The 21,459-nt window shown below is 64.5% G+C and carries 17 protein-coding genes and 1 pseudogene; 16 read left to right on the top strand and 2 right to left on the bottom strand.

Annotated features, from left to right (window positions below):
• Positions 1–374: 374 nt before the first annotated feature.
• Positions 375–1,859, top strand: a complete 1,485-nt coding sequence (locus tag GWC77_RS18820; protein WP_254367036.1) for a coproporphyrinogen-III oxidase family protein — start codon at positions 375–377, stop codon at positions 1,857–1,859.
• Positions 1,856–2,734 (top strand): alpha/beta fold hydrolase, encoded by an 879-nt coding sequence (locus tag GWC77_RS18825; RefSeq protein WP_173259501.1) that lies wholly within the window; start codon positions 1,856–1,858, stop codon positions 2,732–2,734. Before GWC77_RS18820 ends, GWC77_RS18825 begins: the two co-directional genes overlap by 4 nt.
• Positions 2,735–2,803: 69 nt before the next feature.
• On the opposite strand, the gene GWC77_RS18830 is transcribed toward GWC77_RS18825, so the two are convergent.
• Together GWC77_RS18830 and pdxY are read right to left on the bottom strand one after the other, a co-directional pair.
• Positions 2,804–3,952, bottom strand: a complete 1,149-nt coding sequence (locus GWC77_RS18830) for a branched-chain amino acid ABC transporter substrate-binding protein (RefSeq protein WP_173259503.1) — start codon at positions 3,950–3,952, stop codon at positions 2,804–2,806.
• Positions 3,953–4,309: 357 nt separating this feature from the next.
• A complete protein-coding gene (gene pdxY, locus GWC77_RS18835; RefSeq protein ID WP_173259505.1) occupies positions 4,310–5,161 on the bottom strand; it encodes a pyridoxal kinase PdxY in 852 nt (283 codons plus the stop codon).
• A 486-nt stretch (positions 5,162–5,647) separates the two neighbouring features.
• On the opposite strand from pdxY, the gene hpnI reads away from it, so the two are divergent.
• From hpnI to astE, 14 genes and pseudogenes are all read left to right on the top strand, one after another.
• Complete coding sequence (hpnI, locus tag GWC77_RS18840; protein ID WP_173259573.1) at positions 5,648–6,802, top strand: bacteriohopanetetrol glucosamine biosynthesis glycosyltransferase HpnI; 1,155 nt, start codon at positions 5,648–5,650, stop codon at positions 6,800–6,802.
• 39 nt (positions 6,803–6,841) lie between these two features.
• Positions 6,842–8,284: a hopanoid biosynthesis associated radical SAM protein HpnJ gene (gene hpnJ, locus GWC77_RS18845; protein ID WP_367949065.1), complete on the top strand. Its 1,443-nt coding sequence runs from the start codon at positions 6,842–6,844 to the stop codon at positions 8,282–8,284.
• A 27-nt stretch (positions 8,285–8,311) separates the two neighbouring features.
• Entirely contained in the window at positions 8,312–9,184 is an 873-nt protein-coding gene (gene hpnK, locus GWC77_RS18850) for a hopanoid biosynthesis-associated protein HpnK (protein ID WP_173259509.1), read from the top strand.
• Between the two features lie 2 nt (positions 9,185–9,186).
• Positions 9,187–10,262 (top strand): annotated as a pseudogene (locus GWC77_RS18855) (lysylphosphatidylglycerol synthase domain-containing protein).
• Between the two features lie 125 nt (positions 10,263–10,387).
• Positions 10,388–11,077 carry a histidine ABC transporter permease HisQ gene (locus GWC77_RS18860; protein WP_173259513.1) on the top strand — a complete coding sequence of 230 codons (690 nt, stop codon included), beginning with the start codon at positions 10,388–10,390 and terminating at the stop codon, positions 11,075–11,077.
• Complete coding sequence (locus tag GWC77_RS18865) at positions 11,074–11,787, top strand: ABC transporter permease (protein ID WP_173259515.1); 714 nt, start codon at positions 11,074–11,076, stop codon at positions 11,785–11,787. The genes GWC77_RS18860 and GWC77_RS18865 overlap by 4 nt, the downstream gene beginning before the upstream one ends.
• Positions 11,788–11,806: 19 nt before the next feature.
• The gene (locus GWC77_RS18870; protein WP_173259517.1) at positions 11,807–12,601 is read left to right on the top strand and encodes an ATP-binding cassette domain-containing protein; all 795 of its coding nucleotides are present in this window, start codon (positions 11,807–11,809) and stop codon (positions 12,599–12,601) included.
• 114 nt (positions 12,602–12,715) lie between these two features.
• A complete protein-coding gene (locus GWC77_RS18875; protein WP_173259575.1) occupies positions 12,716–13,810 on the top strand; it encodes a GlxA family transcriptional regulator in 1,095 nt (364 codons plus the stop codon).
• A 109-nt stretch (positions 13,811–13,919) separates the two neighbouring features.
• Complete coding sequence (locus GWC77_RS18880) at positions 13,920–15,155, top strand: aspartate aminotransferase family protein (RefSeq protein ID WP_173259518.1); 1,236 nt, start codon at positions 13,920–13,922, stop codon at positions 15,153–15,155.
• A 79-nt stretch (positions 15,156–15,234) separates the two neighbouring features.
• On the top strand, positions 15,235–16,377 hold the full coding sequence (gene aruF / locus GWC77_RS18885) for an arginine/ornithine succinyltransferase subunit alpha (protein ID WP_173259577.1): 1,143 nt from the start codon (positions 15,235–15,237) through the stop codon (positions 16,375–16,377).
• Positions 16,374–17,459 (top strand): arginine N-succinyltransferase, encoded by a 1,086-nt coding sequence (gene astA / locus GWC77_RS18890; RefSeq protein WP_173259520.1) that lies wholly within the window; start codon positions 16,374–16,376, stop codon positions 17,457–17,459. The genes aruF and astA overlap by 4 nt, the downstream gene beginning before the upstream one ends.
• Positions 17,456–18,937 (top strand): succinylglutamate-semialdehyde dehydrogenase, encoded by a 1,482-nt coding sequence (astD, locus tag GWC77_RS18895; RefSeq protein ID WP_173259522.1) that lies wholly within the window; start codon positions 17,456–17,458, stop codon positions 18,935–18,937. Before astA ends, astD begins: the two co-directional genes overlap by 4 nt.
• Before the next feature lie 88 nt (positions 18,938–19,025).
• Complete coding sequence (gene astB / locus GWC77_RS18900; RefSeq protein WP_173259524.1) at positions 19,026–20,366, top strand: N-succinylarginine dihydrolase; 1,341 nt, start codon at positions 19,026–19,028, stop codon at positions 20,364–20,366.
• Entirely contained in the window at positions 20,350–21,420 is a 1,071-nt protein-coding gene (gene astE, locus GWC77_RS18905) for a succinylglutamate desuccinylase (RefSeq protein WP_173259526.1), read from the top strand. The genes astB and astE overlap by 17 nt, the downstream gene beginning before the upstream one ends.
• The last annotated feature ends 39 nt before the right edge of the window (positions 21,421–21,459 follow it).

Consider the following 21,459-nt stretch of genomic DNA (forward strand, 5'->3'; position numbering starts at 1 on the left):
CGAGCCTCAGACCATCAGAAATCCCTGAAATGAGGCCCAGATTTCCATATCCCGAAAAATCGACTGGCTCGACGAGCCGACGAAAGGTACGCGCTCGCTGACGAGGGGTATTTCAGCAAGCTGCTAGCGCACACCGTATTTTCGGGGTATTCGTTTTCGTCGCACTGTTGAAAACGAACATCGATTTTGCATAAGCGTGATATCGAATCCGATAATCGAAAAGAACTACGGATTGTGACGCAGGTGAGCAGTCGATGCAGACTTAAACTCGATTCCGTCGAATTAATACGAATTCAACAAAGCAAGACGGTGAATCGGGGAAGAAGCTTGGCAACGGCGCGCCGTTGCCGAGCGCGTCGATCACGGAGAACGGCATGTCTACGACCGATATGACGCGTGCTGATGTAGCCGCGTTCATCGAGCGCGAGTTTTCGCGTCCACAGAGCAACAAGGTACTCCATACGCACCCCAGCCCGATGTATTGGCGGGCGAACGATGGCAAGACCCGCGAACGTTGGGAAAAGCGGGCACATTTGGCGAAGCAGCGCCGGTTCAAGGACAACCTTTACTTGGGTATTCCGTTTTGTATTCCGACCGATCCGGCGCATTGCGGATTTTGTCTTTTTCCCACACAGGATTATCGAGGGAAGTCGCAAATTTCCGATTACCTCGATTATCTCGAGCGTGAAGCGGACCTTTATGGCGATATGCTGTCGGGCGATACGCTGGCATCGCTCTACGTCGGCGGTGGCACGCCGAACCTGCTGCGTGACGGCGAGTATGCGCGCCTCATGACGATCGTCCGGAAGCTCTATGGCGACGTCGCGCCCGGAATCGAGAAGACGCTCGAGGGCATCCCGCAGCTTTTCACGCGTGACAAGGTCGATGCCATTCGCAGCGCCGGCTTCACGCGTGTAAGCATGGGCGTGCAGCAACTGAGCGACCGGCTGATCCGCTATAGCGGCCGCAAGCAGACGCGCCAGCAAGTGATGGACGCGCTGGCATATTTCAACGAGGCTCAGCTCGCCTGCAACGTGGACCTCATTTACGGCTGGCCCGAGCAGACAGTCGACGACATGCTGTTCGATCTCGACGAACTGGCGCGCTCGGGCGTTCGCCATATCACGCACTATCAGCTCAATATCGCGGGGCGCAGCGACTTCAGCAAGACGCAACGTGCGCAGTTGCCGTCGCTCGAGGAGACGATCGAGATGTATCGTGAATCCGTGCGATTTCTGAGCGCCCGGGGGTTTCGTCAAGCGACCGTGTATGACTGGGAGCGCATCGCCCCTGACGGCGACGGGCGCTTCGAATTTGCCGGCGCCGAGCGCTACGAATACGAAACGCACCTGCGCCGCCTCCTCAGTATGGACGGAAGCGATCTCGTCACGCAGCACATGATCGGCATCGGCTATGCGGCGATCAGCATGCCCCCATCGTCGTGGAGCCCGGACGACGGGCTCAACTGGTTGCAGATGAATCATCGCTCGCTCGAGGCGTATCATGCCGCGATCGATGCCGGGCAGTTTCCGGTCGACAGGCAGTTCGTGCAGGCCTTGCCGGACATGAAGCTTGCATGGCTCTTCCAGGAGATGCAGACGATGAATATCGATCTCGGTGCCTACGAAATGGCGTTCGGGTGCGACGCCATCGGAGAGTTCGAGCCGATCTGGGAGGAGCTCGGTGCGCGCGGGTGGATCGAAATCGAAAACGATACGATCCGTTTCGTCGACATCGGGGCGTTTCACATCCCCATGCTGCAAGCGCTGATGAGCCAGACGCGGCTACGCCAGTTGCGCGATGGCGTGGACCTCGGGGGCGGTACGCGGCGCGTCGTTCCGATTCACGCCGAGATATGACCGCGCTCGCCGAATGTATTTCGACCCGGGACGGTGTGCGGCTCGCCCTCACGCGCGTGGGCAACGGCCGGGGCGCGCCCGTCGTTCTCACGCACGGTACGTTCTCGAACCACCGCTGCTGCATGGCGCTCGCCGAGTACCTGGCCCGCCGTGGGCTTGCCTGCTGGGTGTTCGACTGGCGCGGGCACGGCCGCAGCGCAAAGGCGCCGACGCCTTACACGTTCGACACGGTCGCGCGCGAAGATGTCGAGGCCGTCGTCGATGCGCTCAGGACGAAAAGCGGGGGGCGACCGATCTACTGGGTCGGGCACAGCGGCGGCGGGCTCGTTGCGGCGATGTGGATGGCGCGCAATCCGGCGCGCGCGGCACGTGAATTCGGCGGACTCGTGTTGTTGGCCAGCCAGGCGACGGCCGCGGCGCTGAGTTGGCGCAACCGCGCGCGCGTGCGGGCGATGGCCGCGTGGATCGCCTGCGGTGGGCGCTTGCCCAGCTGGCTTTTGCGCGTCGGTCCCGAGGGCGAAGAGCCGCGACTCATGCGCCAGTGGTGCCGGTGGAGCCTTACCCGGACGTTCGACGGCGAGGACGGGTTCGATTACCTGGGCGCGCTCGGCGCCGTCGAAGTACCGCTGCTTGCGCTCGCAGGCAGCGGCGATGCATTCATCGCACCGGAGCAAGGGTGCGCGACGCTGGCCAACGCCTTCGGCGGCGCGGACCGTACCTACCGGCTGTGCGGCCGCGATCGCGGTTTTAGCGAAGACTATACGCACGAGCGCTTGATTCTCTCGCGCAATGCCGCGCGCGAAACGTGGCCGCTCATCGGGCGCTGGCTCGAGGCGCATCGCGCGCATGGCGCACAGGACGAGCGGTTCGCCTGAGCCGGAAACGCAACACGGCGCCCGAAGGCGCCGTGTCGTGCGGTGCGGCGGCGATGCCTGGGCGCTGGATCAGAGCCCCGCTTTCGTGGCAACGGTCACCCACTGACCGTTCTTGACTTCATAGACGGTCGACGAGCCTTGCTTGAGCGAACCGTTCGAGTTGAATGCGATATGGCCGGTGATGCCGTCGAAGCTGATCGCCTTGAGCTTGGGACGGTAGTCCTCCGGCTTGATCGAGTTCGCGGCCTGCATGGCTTTGATGGCCGTCCATGCGGCGTCGTAGCCGAACGGCGCGTACGACAGCACATCGACGCCGAACTTCGCCTTGAATTTGCTCGCGAACTCCTTACCCACCGGCGTGCTGTCGAGCGGGCGGCCGTACTCCCACGCCAGGGCGCCCTGGGCGGAGTCGCCGGCGAGCTTGATGAAGTCGATGTCCTTCACGCCGCCGCCGCCCACGAACTGAGCCTTGATGCCAAGCTGGCGCATCTGTTTCATGATGCCCGCGGCCTGCGGGTTGAGCGCTGCGACGAAGATGAGGTCCGGGTTGACGCCTTTGAGCTTCGTGAGTTGCGTCTTGAAGTCGGTCGCGCTGTTCGTCGTATATTCGCGTCCCACGATATTGCCGCCAGCCTTCTTGACGGCCTTCTCGAATTCGTCGGCTTCGCCCTGACCGAATGCCGTCCGGTCGTCGATGATCGCGATGCGCTTGGCCTTGGTCGTCTGCACGGCATACGTGCCTGCCGTACCCGCGTTTTGCGCATCGCTCGAAATCACCATGAACACGTTCTCGTAGCCGCGCCCCGTGATGATCGGATTCGTGGCGGCCGGATCGATGTCGGGAACGCCCGCTTTCTGGTAGATCTCGGAGGCCGGAATCGTCGTGCCCGAATTGAAGTGGCCGACGATCACGTTCACGCCCTCATCGACGAGCTTCTGCGCCACCTGGGAGCCGGTCTTGGGATCCGCCTGATCGTCCTCGGCGACGAGTTGAAACGATGCGGGCTGTCCGTTGATCTTGATGCCTTGCGCCTTGGCATCGTCGAGCGCCATCTGCACGCCGTCCTGGAGATCCTTGCCGTAGCTGGCGTTGGGGCCCGTGAGCGGGGCGGCAAAGCCGATCTTGACCGTGACATCGGCGGATGCGGAAAACGGCACGACTGCGAGAAGCGCTCCAACAGCAACTGCGATAGGGGTAATCGTCTTCGCGAAACGCATGTTCTTTCCTTTTGGGCGACAACATGGAAAACGGCAGTGGTGTGCATCCCGGCATGCGCGCGAAGGTGCGCGACACGCGCGGATCTTATCCGCGCCGAAAACGCCGGTGCACGACTCTTGTTCGGTGAGAGGGCGTGTGGCGGAACCTCCTGGGATTCGTAGTTTTCGTCGATCTGTGCCGCCGGCGCGTCGGCCTGCCGCGGCACCCCCTTGACGCGAATATAGGAAGCCAATAACAGGCCGTCTTGACCGTTCGCGTCGTCCAGCATGCGCATTTCGGCATAGCGGCGCTGCGCCGGCAATCAGGGCAAACACGCTCGTTCCGCGGAAGCACCGCCCGCGCGGCGGCGATGCGCGTCAGGCGGCCCCGACGAACCACGCGCCGAGCCACTCGCGCGGACGCGCGATATCGTCTTGTGCGGCGACGAGTTCGAGCTCGTAGCGACCGGCTTCGTAAGTCGCCTTCAGCACCGCGTGCACAGCGGCGGACGTATGCTCGAGCGCGGTTCGCACTGAATCTCCCGTGAGGCGCCGTGCGACGAATATGGCACTCGTGAGTTCCGACACGCCGACGGGCTGGCGGGCGAACGGGTAGCGCGGATACTGGCTCATCCACGCCTCGCTCGCTGTCACCGCAAGCAGGTTGACGCGGTCGGCCGGGCTGTTGCGATCCCGCAACTGCTTGACGAGCACGAGTTGCGGCCCGCGCGCGATGATCTCCCGAGAGGCCACGACGGCTTCGTCGACGGTCTCGATTGCACGGCCGACCAGCTTTTGCAGCGTTTCGTGATTCGGAGCGAGGCCATCGGTGGCCGCGGGCATCGCGCTGAGCAGGTATTCGTCGACGTGGGCGCCGGCGCCCGCGCCGATGACCGGCGTGGCGAAATGCCACGCTTGGGGATTGGCCGCTTTCACCGCCTTCACGATATCGACGACGGCCTGCACCTGCTCAGTCGAACTCAAGTAGCCGGAGAGCACGGCGTCGCAGCGCCGCAAGACGCCAATAGTACCGATTCCTTCGACGAGTTCGTTCATCTGGGCGGCGTCGATCGCGCTGCCGGCCCAGTGGCCGTACTGCATGTGATTCGAAAACTGCATCGTCTCGAGCGGCCAGACGTTCACGCCGAGGCGTTGCATCGGAAACACCGCGGCGCTGTTGCCTACATGGCCGAACACGACATGCGGCTGTATGCTGAGAACGTTTTTCATGGTGGCTTCGCTTCGCGCGGCGCGCGCTTCGAGGTCGACTGGCCCGCCGGCCGGCGCGAGTCGCTTCGACCGCTCGTGCGGGCGGCGGGAAACAGCATCTAATTGAACACGATACATGACTTGCTGCGCCGCGTCATCGCTCGGGGCCGGATACCGCACGTTGCGCGCCCGGCCGCCGTGCCCAATGCAGCGTCCACGCGACGGAATCCAGTAGTCGATACGCGTTGCGGCACCGCTTATGCTTCGCACTGCTACAATTACGGGTTTGCGGCTTCGAGCTTCAGGCGCGCGGGCGGGGCCCATTTTCCCGCCGGGACCTGTGGCACGAGGCACGCGCTCGTCTTCTATGAAGGAGCAACGACCCGTGCGAGCCAGCACCTTTTCATCGCGGTTGACCGTGGCGTGCCGCGAGCCGGTCCGTTGCGTGCCGCCATTGGCGGGGCGCGTACGGTGAACGCGGCGGTGGCCTCGGCATTGTCCGATTGGATGCTGGTGATGCTCGCGTGCATCGCCGCGGGCTATGCGCTTGCGGCGGCGTTGGCCATGCCGTCGGCACGGGCGTTCAGCCGGGCCCGCGCCGCCCGGCCGCCCGCGAGCCCATTGGGCGTGAGCGTGCTCAAGCCGCTGTGCGGTGCCGAGCCGCGGCTCTTCGAAAATCTCGCGACTTTCTGCGAGCAGCGCCATCCGTGCTACCAGCTGCTTTTCGGCGTTTCCTCGCCGAACGATGCGGCCATCGGTGTCGTGCGGCGGCTGCAGGCCGTCTACCCGGGGCGCGATATCGAACTCGTCGTCGATTCGCGCGTGCACGGCAAGAACCTGAAGGTCAGCAATCTCATCAATCTCGCCGCGCGTGCGAAGCATCCGCTCATCGTCGTGGCGGACAGCGACATCGCGGTCGAGCCCGGCTATCTGGAAGCGGTCACCGCGCCGTTGGACGACCCCGAAGTCGGCATCGTCACGTGCCTGTACCACGCCGAAAGCGTCGGCGGTTTCTGGACGCGCGTGGGTGCGCTGTTCGTCAACGAATGGTTCGCGCCGTCGGTGCGGCTCGCGCATGCGGGCGGTTCCCGGCGCTTCGGCTTCGGCGCGACGCTCGCGCTGCGCGCCACGACGCTGGAATTGACGGGCGGCTTTGCCGCCCTCAAGGATTGCCTGGCCGACGATTACTGGCTGGCCGAGCATGCGCGCGTGCGGGGTCTCGAAACGGTGTTGTCGGAGGTCGTGGTGGCCACGGACGTCATCGAGCCCGATTTCGCGTCGCTGTGGCGACGCGAGACGCGCTGGCTGCGCACGATCCGCTCGATCAACCCGGCCGGTTTCGCGTTTCTGTTCGTGACGTTCACGATGCCGTGGGTCGTGCTGGCCGCACTGCTTGCCTACGGGCTCGCCGGCCATGGCGCACCCGTGCGCGTTGCGGTGCTGGCCGCCGCCGCGGTGCTTGGCTTGCTCGCGCGGCTCGCGGTGCACGCGCGAGGCGCGCGCCATATCAGCACGTTCTGGCGCGATCTGCCGCTCGTTCCGCTGCGCGATGGGTTGCTTGCGCTGCAGTGGCTTGCCGCGGCGTTCGGCTCGCACGTCACCTGGCGCGGCGCCCGGGTACCCATCGTGGCGCGCGTGGCGGAGGGCTCCGATGGCTCCTGACGCCGCGTTCGCACAGTCTTCTTCTTTTCATCCGTATTCATGCAGGTTGCCGGAGCATCCATGAAATCCCTGTTCTTGCAGGCCCCGTCCTATGACGGCTTCGACGGCGGAGCCGGATCGCGCTATCAGGCCAAGCGCGAGATCCGCTCGTTCTGGTATCCGACCTGGCTCGCGCAGCCCGCGGCGCTCGTGCCCGGCAGCCGCGTGCTCGACGCACCGGCCGACGGACTCTCGGTGCAGGCATCGCTCGACATTGCCGTCGAATACGACGTCGTTTTCATCCATACGAGCACGCCGTCGTTTCCGACCGACGCGCTTTTTGCGCAGGACCTGAAAAAGCGCAAACCGTCGGTGCTGATCGGCATGGTGGGCGCCAAGGTAGCGGTGGATCCTCATAACTCGCTCACGGCAACCGACGCGATCGATTTCGTCTGCCGCGAGGAGTTCGACTTCACCTGCAAGGAAATCGCCGAAGGCAAGCCGTTCCCGGAAATCAAGGGTTTGAGCTGGCGCGCGAAGGACGGCTCGATCGAGCACAACGAAGCGCGTCCGATCCTCGAGAACATGGACGAGTTGCCGTTCGTCGCGCCCGTGTACAAGCGCGATCTGAAGATCGACAACTACTTCATCGGCTACCTGAACTACCCGTACGTGTCGATCTACACCGGGCGCGGTTGCAAGTCGCGCTGCACGTTCTGCCTGTGGCCGCAGACGGTCAGCGGCCACCGCTATCGCACGCGCTCGGTCGAGAACGTGCTCGAGGAAGTGAAGTGGATTCGCGACAACATGCCGGAAGTGAAGGAGATCATGTTCGACGACGACACTTTCACCGACGACACGCCGCGCGCGGAAGAGATCGCCCGCGGGCTCGGCAAGCTTGGCGTGACGTGGTCGTGCAACGCCAAGGCGAACGTGCCGTACTCGACGCTGAAGATCATGAAGGAGAACGGCCTGCGCTTGCTGCTCGTCGGCTACGAGTCGGGCGACGATCAGATTCTCGTCAACATCAAGAAAGGGTTGCGCACGGATTTCGCGCGCCGCTTCAACGCGGACTGCAAGAAGCTCGGCATCAAGATCCACGGCACCTTCATTCTCGGTTTGCCCGGCGAGACGAAGGAGACGATCCGCAAGACGATCGAGTACGCGAAGGAAATCAATCCGCACACGATCCAGGTCTCGCTCGCCGCGCCCTATCCCGGCACGACGCTGTACAAGCAAGCCGTCGAAAACGGCTGGCTCGAAGAAAACAAGGTCATCAATCTGGTGAGCAAGGAAGGCGTGCAGCTCGCCGCGATCGGCTACCCGCATCTGTCGCGCGAAGAGATCTATCACCACCTCGAGGCGTTTTACAAGGAGTTCTATTTCCGTCCCTCGAAGATCTGGGAGATCGTGCGCGAGATGCTGACGAGCTGGGACATGATGAAGCGGCGTCTGCGCGAAGGCGTCGAGTTCTTCCGCTTCCTGCGCGCACATGAGGCATGAGCTCAACCCTCGTACGGAAGTAATCCGGTGTCTCGTTCTGCCGCGCGGGCACTGATCGTCACGGCCGACGATTTCGGCCTCGATGTGCGCGTGAACCGGGCCGTCGAACGCGCGCATCGCGATGGCGTGTTGACGAGCGCGAGCCTCATGGTGAGCGCGCCGGCGGCGGGCGACGCCGTCGAGCGCGCTCGTCGGCTGCCGGGCCTGCGCGTGGGCTTACACCTCGTACTCGCGGACGGGCCGGCGACGTTGCCCCCGTCCGAGATTCCCGCGCTCGTCGGTGCCGACGGTCGGTTCGGCGATGCGATGGTGCGCGACGGTTTTCGCTTCTTTTTTCTGCCCGCCGTGCGCGCACAGCTCGCGCGCGAAATCCGCGCGCAGTTCGAAGCGTTCGCCGCAACCGGTTTGACGCTCGACCACGTCAACGCCCATAAGCACTTCCATGTGCATCCGACGGTGCTGTCGCTCGTCCTGTCGATCGGGCGCGAGTATGGGCTCGCGGCGATCCGTCTGCCGTTCGAAGCGCATGCGCCCTGGTGGCTCGCGCCCTGGATCGCGCTGATGCGCGCGCGGCTTGCGCGCGCGGGGATTGCGCACAACGATTACGTCGTCGGTATCGCAAACACGGGTGGCATGGACGAAGCCGTCATGCTCGACGCGCTGGCCGCGTTGCCCGAAGGCATCGGCGAAATCTATTGTCATCCCGCGGAGCCCGGCGAAGCGGGGCAGGGGCCGATCAGCGCCTCGATGCACGAGTATCGCCACGCAGACGAATTGGCTGCACTCGTCTCGCCGCGCGTCGCCGCGGCGATCGCGGGCATCCCGAGAGGCGGATTCGCCGATGTCTGCGGTGCAGGCGTCGCACGGATACCGGGCCCAAGCGCAGCGCAGGGCCGATAGCTATGACGAAATGGTTCAAGTGGGCCGGCTGGCCCATCGGCATTGCGATCCTGATTGCGCTCGTCGTGCGCAACGGAGCGGGCGATGTCGTGCACATCATCGGCGAGGCCGGGTTTGCGCTGCTTTGGCTCGTGCCATTTCACGCGCTGCCGCTCCTGCTCGATGCACGCGCGTGGCAGTTGCTGCTGCGAGGGCGCGCGCCGCTCGTCTTTCTGTGGTGGGTCGCGACGGTCCGTGAGGCGGTGAGCCGGCTGCTGCCCGTGGTAGGAGTGGGCGGCGAGATCGTCGGCATTCGCCTGGCGCGTTGGCACGTGAGCGATGCGTCTCGGGTCAGCGCATCGGTGATCGTCGAGGTATTGATCACGATCGCCGTGCAGTACGCGTTTTCGGCGCTCGGCCTCGTGCTGATCTTTGCTTCGACGGGTGGGGCGGGTGCGACGACGATCGCCCTGGCGCTCGCGATGTCGTTGCCGCTACCCTTCGTGACGATCGCGCTCGTGCGCCGTGGGGGGGTCTTTCATGCCATCGAACGTTTCGCCGTGCGCGCGCTCGGCAGCGAGCATCGGCTGCTGCAAGGCATCGACGGCAAGCGGCTCGATGAAGAAATCGACGCGCTGATGAAAAAGACCGGGGTGCTCGTGAGGGCGTTCGCCTGGCAGCTCGCCGGCTATGTGCTCGGCGCGCTCGAGACTTATTGGGCGCTGGCGTTGCTGGGCCATCCGGTCTCGATTGGCGGCGCCATCGCCATCGAGGCGCTCACGCAGGCTGTGCGCCACGCCGCGTTCATGGTGCCCGGCGGACTCGGCGTCCAGGAAGCTGCCGTGGTGCTGCTCGCGCAGCTGTTCGGGGTCGACCGCGAAGTCGCGCTGTCGCTCGCGCTCGTCAAGCGCATGCGCGAGGTCGTCTTCGGCTGTGCGGCGCTTGCGTCGTGGCAATGGGCCGAGCTCTCGCGCGGGCGCAGCCTCGTACGGTAGGCGTGAAGAGGCCCGGGCGCATTCGAATATCGAAAATGCGACGGGAAGTTTTCGCAATTCACCCGGAGCCGAGTCGACTGGCTCGCCGCAGCGCCCGCGTATGAGCGGCAGGGCGTGACGTGCGGTCTCGATAACGCGGATGTTGCACTGCCGCAAAGCACGGCGCCGCGTTTGCGGAAACATTTTTCGCTTGCGACGATCCGCGCCATCCCTTAAGACGGAGATGCGCGTGTTTCTCTACGGTTTTGGACCGGTGTTGCTTGCGGGCACGCTGAAGACGATCGAGCTGTCGGTGCTCTCGCTCGCCGTGGCGGTGCTGCTGGGCCTCGCCGGCGCGCTGGCCAAGCTTTCGCGCCGGCCGGCCGTGGCGGGCGCGGCCACGGCCTACACGACATTGATCCGTTCGGTGCCGGATCTCGTGCTGATGCTGTTGCTCTTTTACAGTATCCAGATCGCGGTGAATCAGCTGACCGACGCGCTCGGCATCGAACAGATCGATATCGATCCGTTCGTCGCCGGCGTGCTGACACTCGGCTTCATTTATGGCGCCTACTTCACGGAAACCTTTCGGGGCGCGTTCATGGCCGTGCCCCGCGGGCAGCTCGAAGCCGGCATGGCCTACGGGATGAGCGGCGCGCGCGTCTTCGCACGCATCCTCTTTCCGCAGATGATGCGCTTCGCGCTGCCCGGTATCGGCAACAACTGGCAGGTGCTCGTCAAGGCGACCGCGCTCGTATCGATCATCGGTCTTGCGGACGTCGTGAAGGCCGCGCAGGACGCCGGAAAGAGCACGTTCAACATGTTCTTTTTCGTCGTCGTTGCCGCGCTGATCTATCTGGCCATCACCACCGTGTCGAACATCGCGCTCATTTGGCTCGACCGCCGCTATTCCCTCGGCGTACGAAAGGCGGAGCTATGATCGACATTGTTTCCCAATTCGGCCGGGCGTTTCTCTATTGGGACGGGCAGGGCCTATCGGGCCTGGCCATGACGCTCTGGCTGCTCGTCGCCTCGCTCGCGATCGGCTTTACCATGGCCGTGCCGCTTGCCGTTGCGCGCGTCTCGCGCAATCGCTGGTTGTCGGTGCCGGTGCGCTGCTATACCTACATCTTTCGCGGCACGCCGCTTTATGTGCAGTTGCTGCTCATCTACTCGGGTCTTTACAGCCTCGAAGTCGTGCGCGCGCATCCCACGCTGAACGAGTTTTTCCGCAGCGGGCTGAACTGCGCCATCCTAGCCTTCGGTCTCAATACGGGCGCCTATACGACGGAGATCTTCGCGGGCGCGATCCGCTCGATCTCGCATGGCGAAGTCGAAGCTGCGCGCGCCTATGGCATGCACCGCTTCACGATGTACCGGCGCATCGTCTTGCCCTCGGCGCTGCGACGCGCGTTACCGCTTTACAGCAACGAGGTCATTCTCATGCTGCATGCGACGACGATCGCATTTACCGCCACGGTGCCCGACGTACTCAAGGTCGCACGCGACGCCAATTCGGCAACGTACATGTCGTTTCAGGCATTCGGCATCGCTGCATTGATCTATCTTGCGGTATCGTTTGCGCTCGTCGCGGTATTCAGACGGGCCGAACAGCACTGGCTGGCGTACCTCGCGGTCGGCCGCCGTTGAATTACTCGAGGAGAGCACGGTGCTTCAAGCGACATCCCAATCCACCGCCGTCAAGCTCGCGGCGCTCGACATCCACAAACGCTACGGCGACAACGAGGTTCTCAAGGGCGTGACGCTCGAAGCAAAGGCCGGCGACGTCATCAGCATCATCGGCGCGAGCGGTTCGGGCAAGAGCACGTTCTTGCGTTGCATCAACTTTCTCGAGCGGCCGAATGCCGGGCAGATCGTCGTCGACGGGGAGGCCGTGCGCACGCGCGCCGACCGCTCGGGCAACCTCGAGGTGGCAGATCACAAGCAGCTGCAACGCATGCGCACGAAGCTCGCGATGGTGTTTCAGCACTTCAATCTGTGGGCGCATATGACGGTGCTCGAGAACGTCGTCGAAGCGCCGATCCATGTGCTCGGGCTCTCGCGTCGCGAAGCCGAGGAACGCGCACGCGCTTACCTCGAGAAGGTCGGGCTCGCGCCTCGCCTCGAGCAGCAGTATCCGTCGCACCTGTCGGGCGGGCAGCAGCAACGCGTGGCGATCGCACGTGCGCTGGCCATGAACCCGGACGTCATGCTGTTCGACGAGCCGACTTCGGCCCTCGATCCGGAACTTGTCGGCGAAGTGCTGAAAGTCATGCAGAAACTCGCCGAAGAAGGCCGTACGATGATCGTCGTCACGCACGAGATGGGCTTTGCGCGAAACGTCTCCAACCATGTCATGTTTTTGCACCAGGGCCGGACCGAGGAAGAGGGCGATCCGTCGATCGTGCTCGCCCAGCCACGAAGCGAGCGGCTGCGGCAGTTCCTGTCGGGCAGCCTCAAATAAGCCAGGCATGCGGTTAGTGCTGTCGAGACCGTCTCATGGACCCACCGCCCGATCGGCGCCGGGCGTACCCCGCATATTCGAAGCATGTCAGCCGTTCGACGCGGGGACAGCGTGATGGTACGCGCCGGCCAGGTCGTGCCGAGCACGTCAGGCGCGCCGCGTGCCACGGAGGTTGTCATCGTGGCGCTGCCGCCCGTTTCGATGTCGGGGCTCGGCCCGATCGTCGATACGCTGCGCCTCGCCAACGAAATCGACGGCCGCCTGCTTTACCGCTGGCGGATTTGCTCGTGGGATGGCCGGGCCGTGCCGCTCGACGGGGGGGCTACGTTGGCGGCCGATGGCGCATTCGGCGACGGCATCGCCTGCGATTGGCTTATCGTCGTCACGGAGCGTTTTCAGCAATTCGCCGATTACCGGCTCTTTCTCGCGTCGCTCGCGCGCGTGGGCCAGCGCACGCCGCTCGTCACCGGTATTCATCATGGCGTCTGGTGGCTCGCCATGGCGGGCCAGCTTTCGGGCTATCGGGTCAGTGTGAATTGGGAAACCTATCAGCAGTTCGCGGAGCAGTTCGAGCGCTCGATCGTGACGCAGCAGCTCTTCGAGATCGACCGCGACCGGGCGAGCTGCGCGGGTGGCCAAGCCAGTGCCGACTTCATGCTCGCCATGGTCGCGCGCGAGCACGGCCCGGAGTTGGCCGAACGCATTGCCGACGCGTTGGGCCTCGGTGTGCTGCGCTCAGGCGAAGAGCGCCAACGCATTCCGCACGTGACGGCGCCCGGCGAACGCCATCCGCGGCTCAACGATGCGTTACAGCTGATGGATGCGAATGTCGAAGATCCGCTGACGACGGACGAGATCGCGGAACTCGTCGGTATCTCGCGCCGTCAGCTCGAGCGGCTCTTCAAGCAGTATCTCGGCGCAATGCCGTCGAAGTACTACTTAGGTCTTCGGCTCACGAAGGCGCGTTTGCAGCTGCAGCGCTCGAGCAAATCGATTGTGCAGGTCAGCCTGGCATGCGGATTTTCGTCGGCCGCGCATTTTTCGAATGCGTACCGCGAACGGTTCGGCGTCACGCCGCGCGAGGAGCGCCGCAACTGGATTGCGCGACAGCATGGCGCGGGCGCGCCGTTTGCGGGCGAACCGCGTGCGGGTGCTTTGATCGAGCCACCCGACACGGATGAAGGGACGGCACGCAGCGAACCACGATAGATCGCGTCGCCGGTGCGCAAGACGGCAACGTGAACGTTTCCTAAACTAACGATATTCGCAGTACCGATACGAGCGGTTTTGATCTGTATTACCTCAACGAGGATCTGCCATGAACGATTTCGCTGTGAACCGCCAGACGTTCGACGACGTCATGGTGCCCGTCTTCTCGCCTGCGCCTTTCGTACCGGTGCGCGCAGCGGGCTCGCGTGTCTGGGACTCCGAAGGGCGCGAGTACATCGATTTCACGGGCGGCATCGCGGTGACGGCGCTGGGGCACACGCACCCAGAACTCGTGCGCGTGTTGCGCGAGCAGGGTGAGACGCTGTGGCACGTCAGCAACGCCTATACGAACGAGCCCGTGCTGAGGTTGGCCAGCCGGCTCGAGGCGCTGACGTTCGCCGAACGCGCATTTTTTGCGAACTCGGGCGCCGAAGCCAACGAAGCCGCGCTGAAACTGGCGCGCCGGGCCACGCTCGAGCGTCATGGCCCGGAGAAGATCGAGATCGTCTCGTTTTCGCAGTCGTTTCATGGCCGCACGCTGTTCACGGTCAGCGTCGGCGGCCAACCGAAGTATGCGGAGGGCTTCGGCCCCGTGCCGGCCGGTATCGTTCATTTGCCATACAACGATATCGAGGCGGCGCGCGGCGCAATCGGTCCGAAAACGTGTGCGGTCATCGTCGAGCCCATTCAGGGTGAGGGCGGCGTGATTCCTGCCGATCCCGCATTTCTGCGGACATTGCGCGAGGCGTGCGACACGCACGGCGCGCTGTTGATCTTCGACGAGGTCCAGACCGGCGTCGGCCGCACGGGCCATCTCTACGCGTACATGGATACCGGCGTGACGCCGGATATCCTCACGACAGCCAAAGCGCTCGGCAACGGTTTTCCGATCGGCGCGATGCTGACGACGAAAGCCATCGCCGCGCATTTCAAGGTGGGCGTGCACGGCACGACCTACGGCGGCAACCCGCTCGGTGCAGCGATTGCGGACAAGGTCATCGAGCTCGTCAGCGAGCCCGCGCTGCTCGCTGGCGTGAAGCGTCGCGGCGCGGCGCTGACGGCACGGCTCGATGCAATCGGCAAGCGGTTCGGACTCTTCAAGGAAATTCGCGGCAAGGGGCTATTGATCGGTGCCGAACTCGTCGCGGCATTCGAGGGGCAGGCGAAGGAGTTCGTGAATGCGGCCGCGCGGCATGGCGTGATGCTGCTGATCGCGGGACCCAACGTGCTGCGTTTCGCGCCATCGCTGATCATCGACGATGCCGATCTCGAAGAAGGTCTCGCGCGGCTCGAAAAAGCGATCGAGGAGACTGTCGCGGCGGCTGCCGACGCATCGGCCCGTTGAGCCCGGGTTTGTGCCGCCACTTATGACGACGCCTGTGGCAGCGCATGTGCCACCGCATCTGCCACCGAATGGAACGATGATGCTCTTCGTACGCCCAGCAAGACTTTCCGATCTCGACGCGCTCGAACAGATGGCGCGCGCCGCGCGGCCCGTGCTGCATTCGCTGCCGCACGATCGCCATGCGCTCGAGGCACGCATTGCGCTGTCCGAGGATTCGTTTCGCGCCGAGGTCGATTTCCCGGGCGAGGAGTTCTATCTCTTCGTGCTCGAGGATGCGGCGACCGGCACGCTGCTCGGCACGTCGAGCATCGTGGCCGCGGCCGGCTATGCCGAGCCGTTCTACGTTTTTCGCAACGATGCGCTCATTCATGCTTCGCGCGAGCTCCACGTGAACCGGAAAATCCACGCGTTGACGATGTCGCACGAGCTGACCGGTAAGAGCCGGCTCGCGGGCTTCTACCTGGGTCCCGCCGTAACGGGCGACGCGAGCGCACATCTGCTTTCGCGCGCGCGCATGATGTACGTCGCGGCGAACCGCCGGCGCTTCACGCCGGAGGTCTTCTCGCTCTTGCTCGGTGTCACCGACGAAGCGGGGACGTCGCCGTTCTGGGAAGCGGTGGGGCGCAAGTTCTTCGCGCGCGATTTCGCCGAAGTCGAAAAGATTTCGGGGGGACGCAGCCGTACGTTCATCGCCGAAGTGATGCCGAGCTATCCGCTTTATGTGCCGCTGTTGCCCGAGGCGGCGCAGCGTGTGCTCGGCGAGCCCAACGCCAAAAGTCTGCTTGCCTACGATATCCATCTCGAAGAAGGTTTCGAGCCCGACCGTTTCGTCGATATCTTCGATGCGGGCCCCGTGCTGACCGCGCAGGTGGACCGCAGTGCGTGCGTGGTGAGCAATGAGACCCGAATCGTGCGTGAGAAGACCGAAGCGGCATCCGCCGCCGATCCGTCGTCCGCAGCCGCAGCCACGACCTATCTCGTCGCGAACAACCGGGCCGGCGAATTCCGCTGTGCCCTGGCGGAGCTGCCGCTTGCGCGCGAGGAGCAGGCACCGCTGACGTCATCGGTACGCGCGGTGCTCGGCGCGGTCGCGGGCGATGCGGTGCATTGCGTGCCATTGCATCGCGCGTCCGAAGTCGAAGCCCCCACCGCCGAGTCGCAGGCCGATCTCGATGGCGAGACGGCTGCCTTGCGTGCCACTCACCCGGGAGTTCGTCGATGATCGTCGTTCGCGCTGTCAAGACCACTGACCTCGATGCGGTCGTGGCACTCGCGCAGGAGACCGGGCCGGGTTTGACGACGTTCAAGCCCGATCCCGATGCGCTTGCCGCACGCATCGCGCGATCGAAACGGACGATGGAAGGACAGGCCGCGCCCTATGAGGCAGGCTACTTTTTCGTCATGGAAGATACGGCGACGAACGACGTTGCCGGCGTGTGCGGAATCGAGACGCAGGTCGGCCTCGAGCAGCCGTTCTACAACTATCGTGTGAGTACCGTCGTGCATGCGAGCCAGGAGCTTGGCGTCTGGACCAAAATGTCGCTGCTCAACATCTCGCACGACCTCACGGGCTATGCTGAAGTCTGCTCGCTGTTCCTGTCGCCGCGTTATCGCGCGCATGGTGTCGGCGGGTTGCTGTCGCGCTCGCGCTTCATGTTCATCGCGCAATTTCGCGACCGGTTTCCCGAGCGCCTGTGCGCGGAGCTGCGCGGCCATTTCGACGCCGACGGTACCTCGCCGTTCTGGCGCGCGGTGGGTTCGCACTTCTATCAGATCGACTTCAACGCGGCCGATTATTTGAGCGCGCACGGGCGCAAGTCTTTTCTCGCCGAACTCATGCCGCGCTACCCCGTATACGCCGATTTACTGCCCGAGGATGCCCGGCAGGTCATTGGCCTGACCCATCGCGACACGGCGCCCGCGCGCAAGATGCTCGAAGCAGAGGGGCTTCGCTATCAGGGCCACGTCGATATCTTCGATGCGGGCCCGGTGCTCGAGTGCCACATCGACGATTTGCGAACCGTGCGCGAGAGTGTGGTCGTGCCTGTCGTCATCGGTGAAGCCGATTCGGTGGATCCGCTTGCATCCGGGGCAGGCCCCGCCCAAGCGCCGCGCGAGCGCGCACATCGTTCGCTGGTCGCGAATACGCGGCTGGCGGATTTCCGTGTCGGCTTCGCGCCGGGCGGCGTCGAAGACGGCGTCATGCGTCTGTCCGCAGACGACGCGGCGGCGCTGCTCGTGCGCGAAGGCGATCCGGTGCGGGTGCTCGCCACCTCTCATACCCAGCAGAGTCAAAAGTCATGAGCGAACTTTTCATCGAAGGCGAGTGGGCGCAGGCAAACGGGCCTCGCTTCTCGTCGCATAACCCCGGTACGGGGTCCGTGGTGTGGCAAGGGCACAGCGCGAGCGCGGTCGATGTCGATCGCGCCGTGGCGAGCGCGCGCCGCGCATTCGCCGATTGGTCCGCCATGCCGTTCGACGCGCGTTGCGAGATCGTGCGCCGATTCGCGGCGCGCCTCGTCGAGCACAAGGAAGCGCTCGCGCGTGCGATCGGACGCGAGACGGGCAAGCCGCTGTGGGAGGCGCGTACCGAGGTCGCCGCGATGGCGGCCAAGGTCGATATCTCGGTGACGGCATATCAGGAACGCACGGGCGAAAAGCGCGTGCCGATGGCCGATGGCGTTGCCGTATTGCGCCACCGCCCGCACGGTGTCGTCGCGGTCTTTGGACCTTACAACTTCCCCGGGCATCTGCCGAACGGCCATATCGTGCCGGCGCTCATCGCGGGCAATACGGTCGTATTCAAACCGTCCGAACTCGCGCCGGCTGTGGCGCAGGCCACGGTCGAACTCTGGCGCGACGCCGGTTTGCCCGCGGGCGTGCTGAACCTCGTGCAAGGAGAAAAAGAGACGGGCGTCGCGCTGGCCAATCATCGACAGATCGACGGCCTGTTTTTCACCGGCAGCTCCGATACCGGTACGTTGCTGCACAAACAGTTCGGCGGACGGCCGGAAATCGTGCTGGCCCTCGAAATGGGCGGCAACAATCCGCTCATCGTCGCCGAAGTGGAAGATATCGACGCGGCGGTACATCTCACGATTCAATCCGCGTTTCTTTCGGCCGGGCAGCGCTGCACCTGTGCGCGCCGCATCTTCGTGCCGCGAGGATCGTTCGGCGAGCGCTTCGTCGCGCGCTTCGCGGAGGTGACTTCGCGCATCGTCTACGGCCTTTACGATGCCGAGCCGCAGCCCTTCATGGGAGCGGTCGTTTCGGCGCGCGCGGCCGCCAGACTCGTCGCGGCGCAGGAACGGCTCGTCAAGGCCGGGGCGCGGCCGCTCATTGCCATGACGCAACGCGATCCGGCGCTCGGCTTCGTGAATCCCGCGATCGTCGATGTCAGCGCAGTTTCGGCATTGCCCGACGAGGAGCACTTCGGTCCGCTCGCGCAGATCGTTCGATATGCGAGCCTCGATGAAGCGATCGAGCGTGCGAACGATACGGCCTACGGGCTCTCGGCCGGCCTCGTCGCGGACGACGCGAGCGCCTGGGAGCGCTTCAGCCGCACGATCCGCGCAGGCATCGTGAATTGGAATCGGCCGACGAACGGTGCATCGTCGGCCGCGCCGTTCGGCGGTGTCGGCCGCTCGGGAAATCATCGTCCGAGCGCGTTCTACGCGGCCGACTACTGTGCCTATCCGATGGCGTCCGTCGAAAGTGCGCAGCTCTCGATGCCTTCGAGCGTATCGCCCGGGCTTCGCTTTGACCGAGTCTCGAACGATTGAGACGCGGCGCCATGCACGAAGCGGCGACGCGACGGCAAGACTGAAAGTTTAAAGTTTGGAACATTGAACGACCGACCAAGGATCGACGATGCAAGCACGGGAAGCCAACTTCGATGGACTCGTAGGTCCGACGCACAACTATGCGGGACTCTCGTTCGGCAACGTCGCGTCGCAAACGAACGAGAAATCGGTCGCGAATCCACTCGCCGCTGCCAAGCAGGGACTGCGCAAGATGAAGCAGCTCGCGGACCTCGGATTCCTGCAAGGCGTGTTGCCGCCTCAGGAGCGTCCTTCGCTGCGTCTTTTGCGCGAGCTCGGGTTCTCGGGCTCGGATGCGCGCGTCATCGATCGCGCCGCAAGGGAAGCACCGGAGTTGCTGGCCGCGGCCAGCTCGGCCTCGGCGATGTGGACGGCGAACGCCGCGACGGTCAGCCCGTCCGCCGATACGGCCGATCGGCGCGTGCACTTCACGCCGGCCAATCTGACGAGCAAGCTGCATCGCGCGATCGAGCACGAGGCGACCCGTCGGACGCTGCAAGCCGTGTTTGCGGACGAGCGCCACTTCGCCGTGCACGAGGCACTGCCGGGCACGCCGGCGCTCGGCGATGAGGGCGCCGCCAACCATACGCGCTTTTGTGCCGCTTACGGCGAGCCCGGCGTGGAATTCTTCGTCTACGGACGCAGCGAATACCGGCGCGGCCCCGAGCCCGTGCGTTATCCGGCTCGTCAGACGTTCGAGGCGAGTCGAGCCGTTGCCCAGCGCCACGGTCTGGCCGAGGCATCCACGGTTTATGCTCAGCAAAATCCCGAAGTCATCGACGCGGGCGTGTTCCATAACGACGTCATTGCCGTCGGTAACCGCGAGACGCTCTTTTGTCATGAACGCGCATTCGTCGATCAACGGGAAGTTTGCGACCGGTTGCGTGCGCAACTTTCCGGGCTCGGCGCCCAGTTCAACGTCATCGAGGTACCCGATGGGCGCGTGGGCGTAGAAGATGCGGTTTCGTCATATCTGTTCAACTCTCAGTTGCTCACGCGTCCCGATGGACGCGATGTTCTCGTGGTGCCGCAGGAATGCCGTGAAAATCCGCGCGTGGCCGCCTATCTCGACGATCTGGTGAGCTCGGGCGGTCCCATCTCCGAGGTGCTGGTTTTCGATTTGCGCGAAAGCATGAAAAACGGCGGCGGCCCGGCATGCCTGCGCCTGCGCGTGGTACTCGACGGCGCCGAGCAAGCGGCGGTCGCTCCTGGTGTCTGGATCGACGATGCGCTTTTCGCCCGGCTCGACACCTGGATAGCCAAGCATTATCGCGACCGGCTCGCCCCCGCCGATCTCGCCGATCCGACGCTGCTCGACGAATCGCGTACGGCGCTCGACGAGCTCACCCAGATTCTCGGCCTCGGTTCCCTTTATGACTTCCAACGCTGACGGGACGAGAACCATGACTGACGCGCCGGGCTTGCTGACCGACTTCCTGTCGTTCTCGCTCGCCGATGCGCGTCCCGTTGCCGATCGCGCGGGCGGCGAATGCGCGCATGGTGTGCGGTACCAATGGCTCGGGGCCGGCTTGCTCCAGTTCGAGCCCGAAGCGAAGCCCGTCGCGAGCGTCGTCGTGTCCGCTGGGGTGCATGGCGACGAGACGGCGCCCATCGAACTCGTCTCGCGCATGGTGGCGGACATCGCGTGCGGCGCGCTGCCGCTTGCGTGCCGGCTGCTCGTGGTACTGGGCAATATCGGGGCAATGCGGGCGGCGTGCCGCTATCTCGACGACGATCTGAACCGGCTTTTTTGCGGCGCGCACGCCCGATTGCACGGAGGCAGCGAGAAGGCGCGCGCGGCAACGCTCGAGGCGGCGACGGCGCGGTTCTTCGCGCAAGCGGCACCGGCCGACGCCGCGCCGCGTTGGCATATCGACATGCATACCGCGATCCGTGCTTCGGTCTTCGAACAGTTCGCTCTGCTGCCGCACACGGGCCGGGCGCCCGCGGACGCGATGCTGGAATGGCTTGCCCGCGCGCGCATCGCTGCGATTTTGCTGCACACGGCTGCGGGGACGACGTATACGCAGTTCACGGCACAGACCTATGAGGCCATGGCTTGCACGCTCGAGCTCGGCAAAGTGCGACCGTTCGGGCAAAACGATTTGTCGCATTTCGACGCAGCCGACCGCGCCGTGCGTTCGCTCGTCGCGAACGTGGCATCCGGGTCCGCGACGCCGATGCCGCGCGTGTTCACGGTTGTCGACCAGATCACGAAACGCACGGACGCATTCGAACTCGCGCTGGCGAGCGATGTGCCGAACTTCACCGTGCTTGCGAAAGGACAGGAGGTGGCGCGCGACGGCGACTATCGCTACATCGTCACCCGCGGCGACGAGCGGATCGTGTTTCCGAACCCGAGCGTGAAGCCGGGCTTGCGAGCGGGGCTCATCGTCGTCGAAACGACGGCTGAAACGCTGGCGCGCACACCCCGCGGTTCTTGATATCGATGCACCCCCAAGGCACGACGCACCCCCGATGCC

This window comes from Paraburkholderia sp. NMBU_R16 (assembly GCF_013282575.1).
Taxonomy (GTDB): domain Bacteria; phylum Pseudomonadota; class Gammaproteobacteria; order Burkholderiales; family Burkholderiaceae; genus Trinickia.

Coding starts and splice junctions, on each gene's coding strand:
- GWC77_RS18820 (WP_254367036.1), top strand. CDS start 375: ATGTCTACGACCGATATGACGCGTGCTGATGTAGCCGCGTTCATCGAG.
- GWC77_RS18825 (WP_173259501.1), top strand. CDS start 1,856: ATGACCGCGCTCGCCGAATGTATTTCGACCCGGGACGGTGTGCGGCTC.
- GWC77_RS18830 (WP_173259503.1), bottom strand. CDS start 3,952: ATGCGTTTCGCGAAGACGATTACCCCTATCGCAGTTGCTGTTGGAGCG.
- pdxY (WP_173259505.1), bottom strand. CDS start 5,161: ATGAAAAACGTTCTCAGCATACAGCCGCATGTCGTGTTCGGCCATGTA.
- hpnI (WP_173259573.1), top strand. CDS start 5,648: ATGCTGGTGATGCTCGCGTGCATCGCCGCGGGCTATGCGCTTGCGGCG.
- hpnJ (WP_367949065.1), top strand. CDS start 6,842: ATGCAGGTTGCCGGAGCATCCATGAAATCCCTGTTCTTGCAGGCCCCG.
- GWC77_RS18865 (WP_173259515.1), top strand. CDS start 11,074: ATGATCGACATTGTTTCCCAATTCGGCCGGGCGTTTCTCTATTGGGAC.
- GWC77_RS18875 (WP_173259575.1), top strand. CDS start 12,716: ATGGTACGCGCCGGCCAGGTCGTGCCGAGCACGTCAGGCGCGCCGCGT.
- GWC77_RS18880 (WP_173259518.1), top strand. CDS start 13,920: ATGAACGATTTCGCTGTGAACCGCCAGACGTTCGACGACGTCATGGTG.
- aruF (WP_173259577.1), top strand. CDS start 15,235: ATGCTCTTCGTACGCCCAGCAAGACTTTCCGATCTCGACGCGCTCGAA.
- astA (WP_173259520.1), top strand. CDS start 16,374: ATGATCGTCGTTCGCGCTGTCAAGACCACTGACCTCGATGCGGTCGTG.
- astD (WP_173259522.1), top strand. CDS start 17,456: ATGAGCGAACTTTTCATCGAAGGCGAGTGGGCGCAGGCAAACGGGCCT.
- astB (WP_173259524.1), top strand. CDS start 19,026: ATGCAAGCACGGGAAGCCAACTTCGATGGACTCGTAGGTCCGACGCAC.
- astE (WP_173259526.1), top strand. CDS start 20,350: ATGACTTCCAACGCTGACGGGACGAGAACCATGACTGACGCGCCGGGC.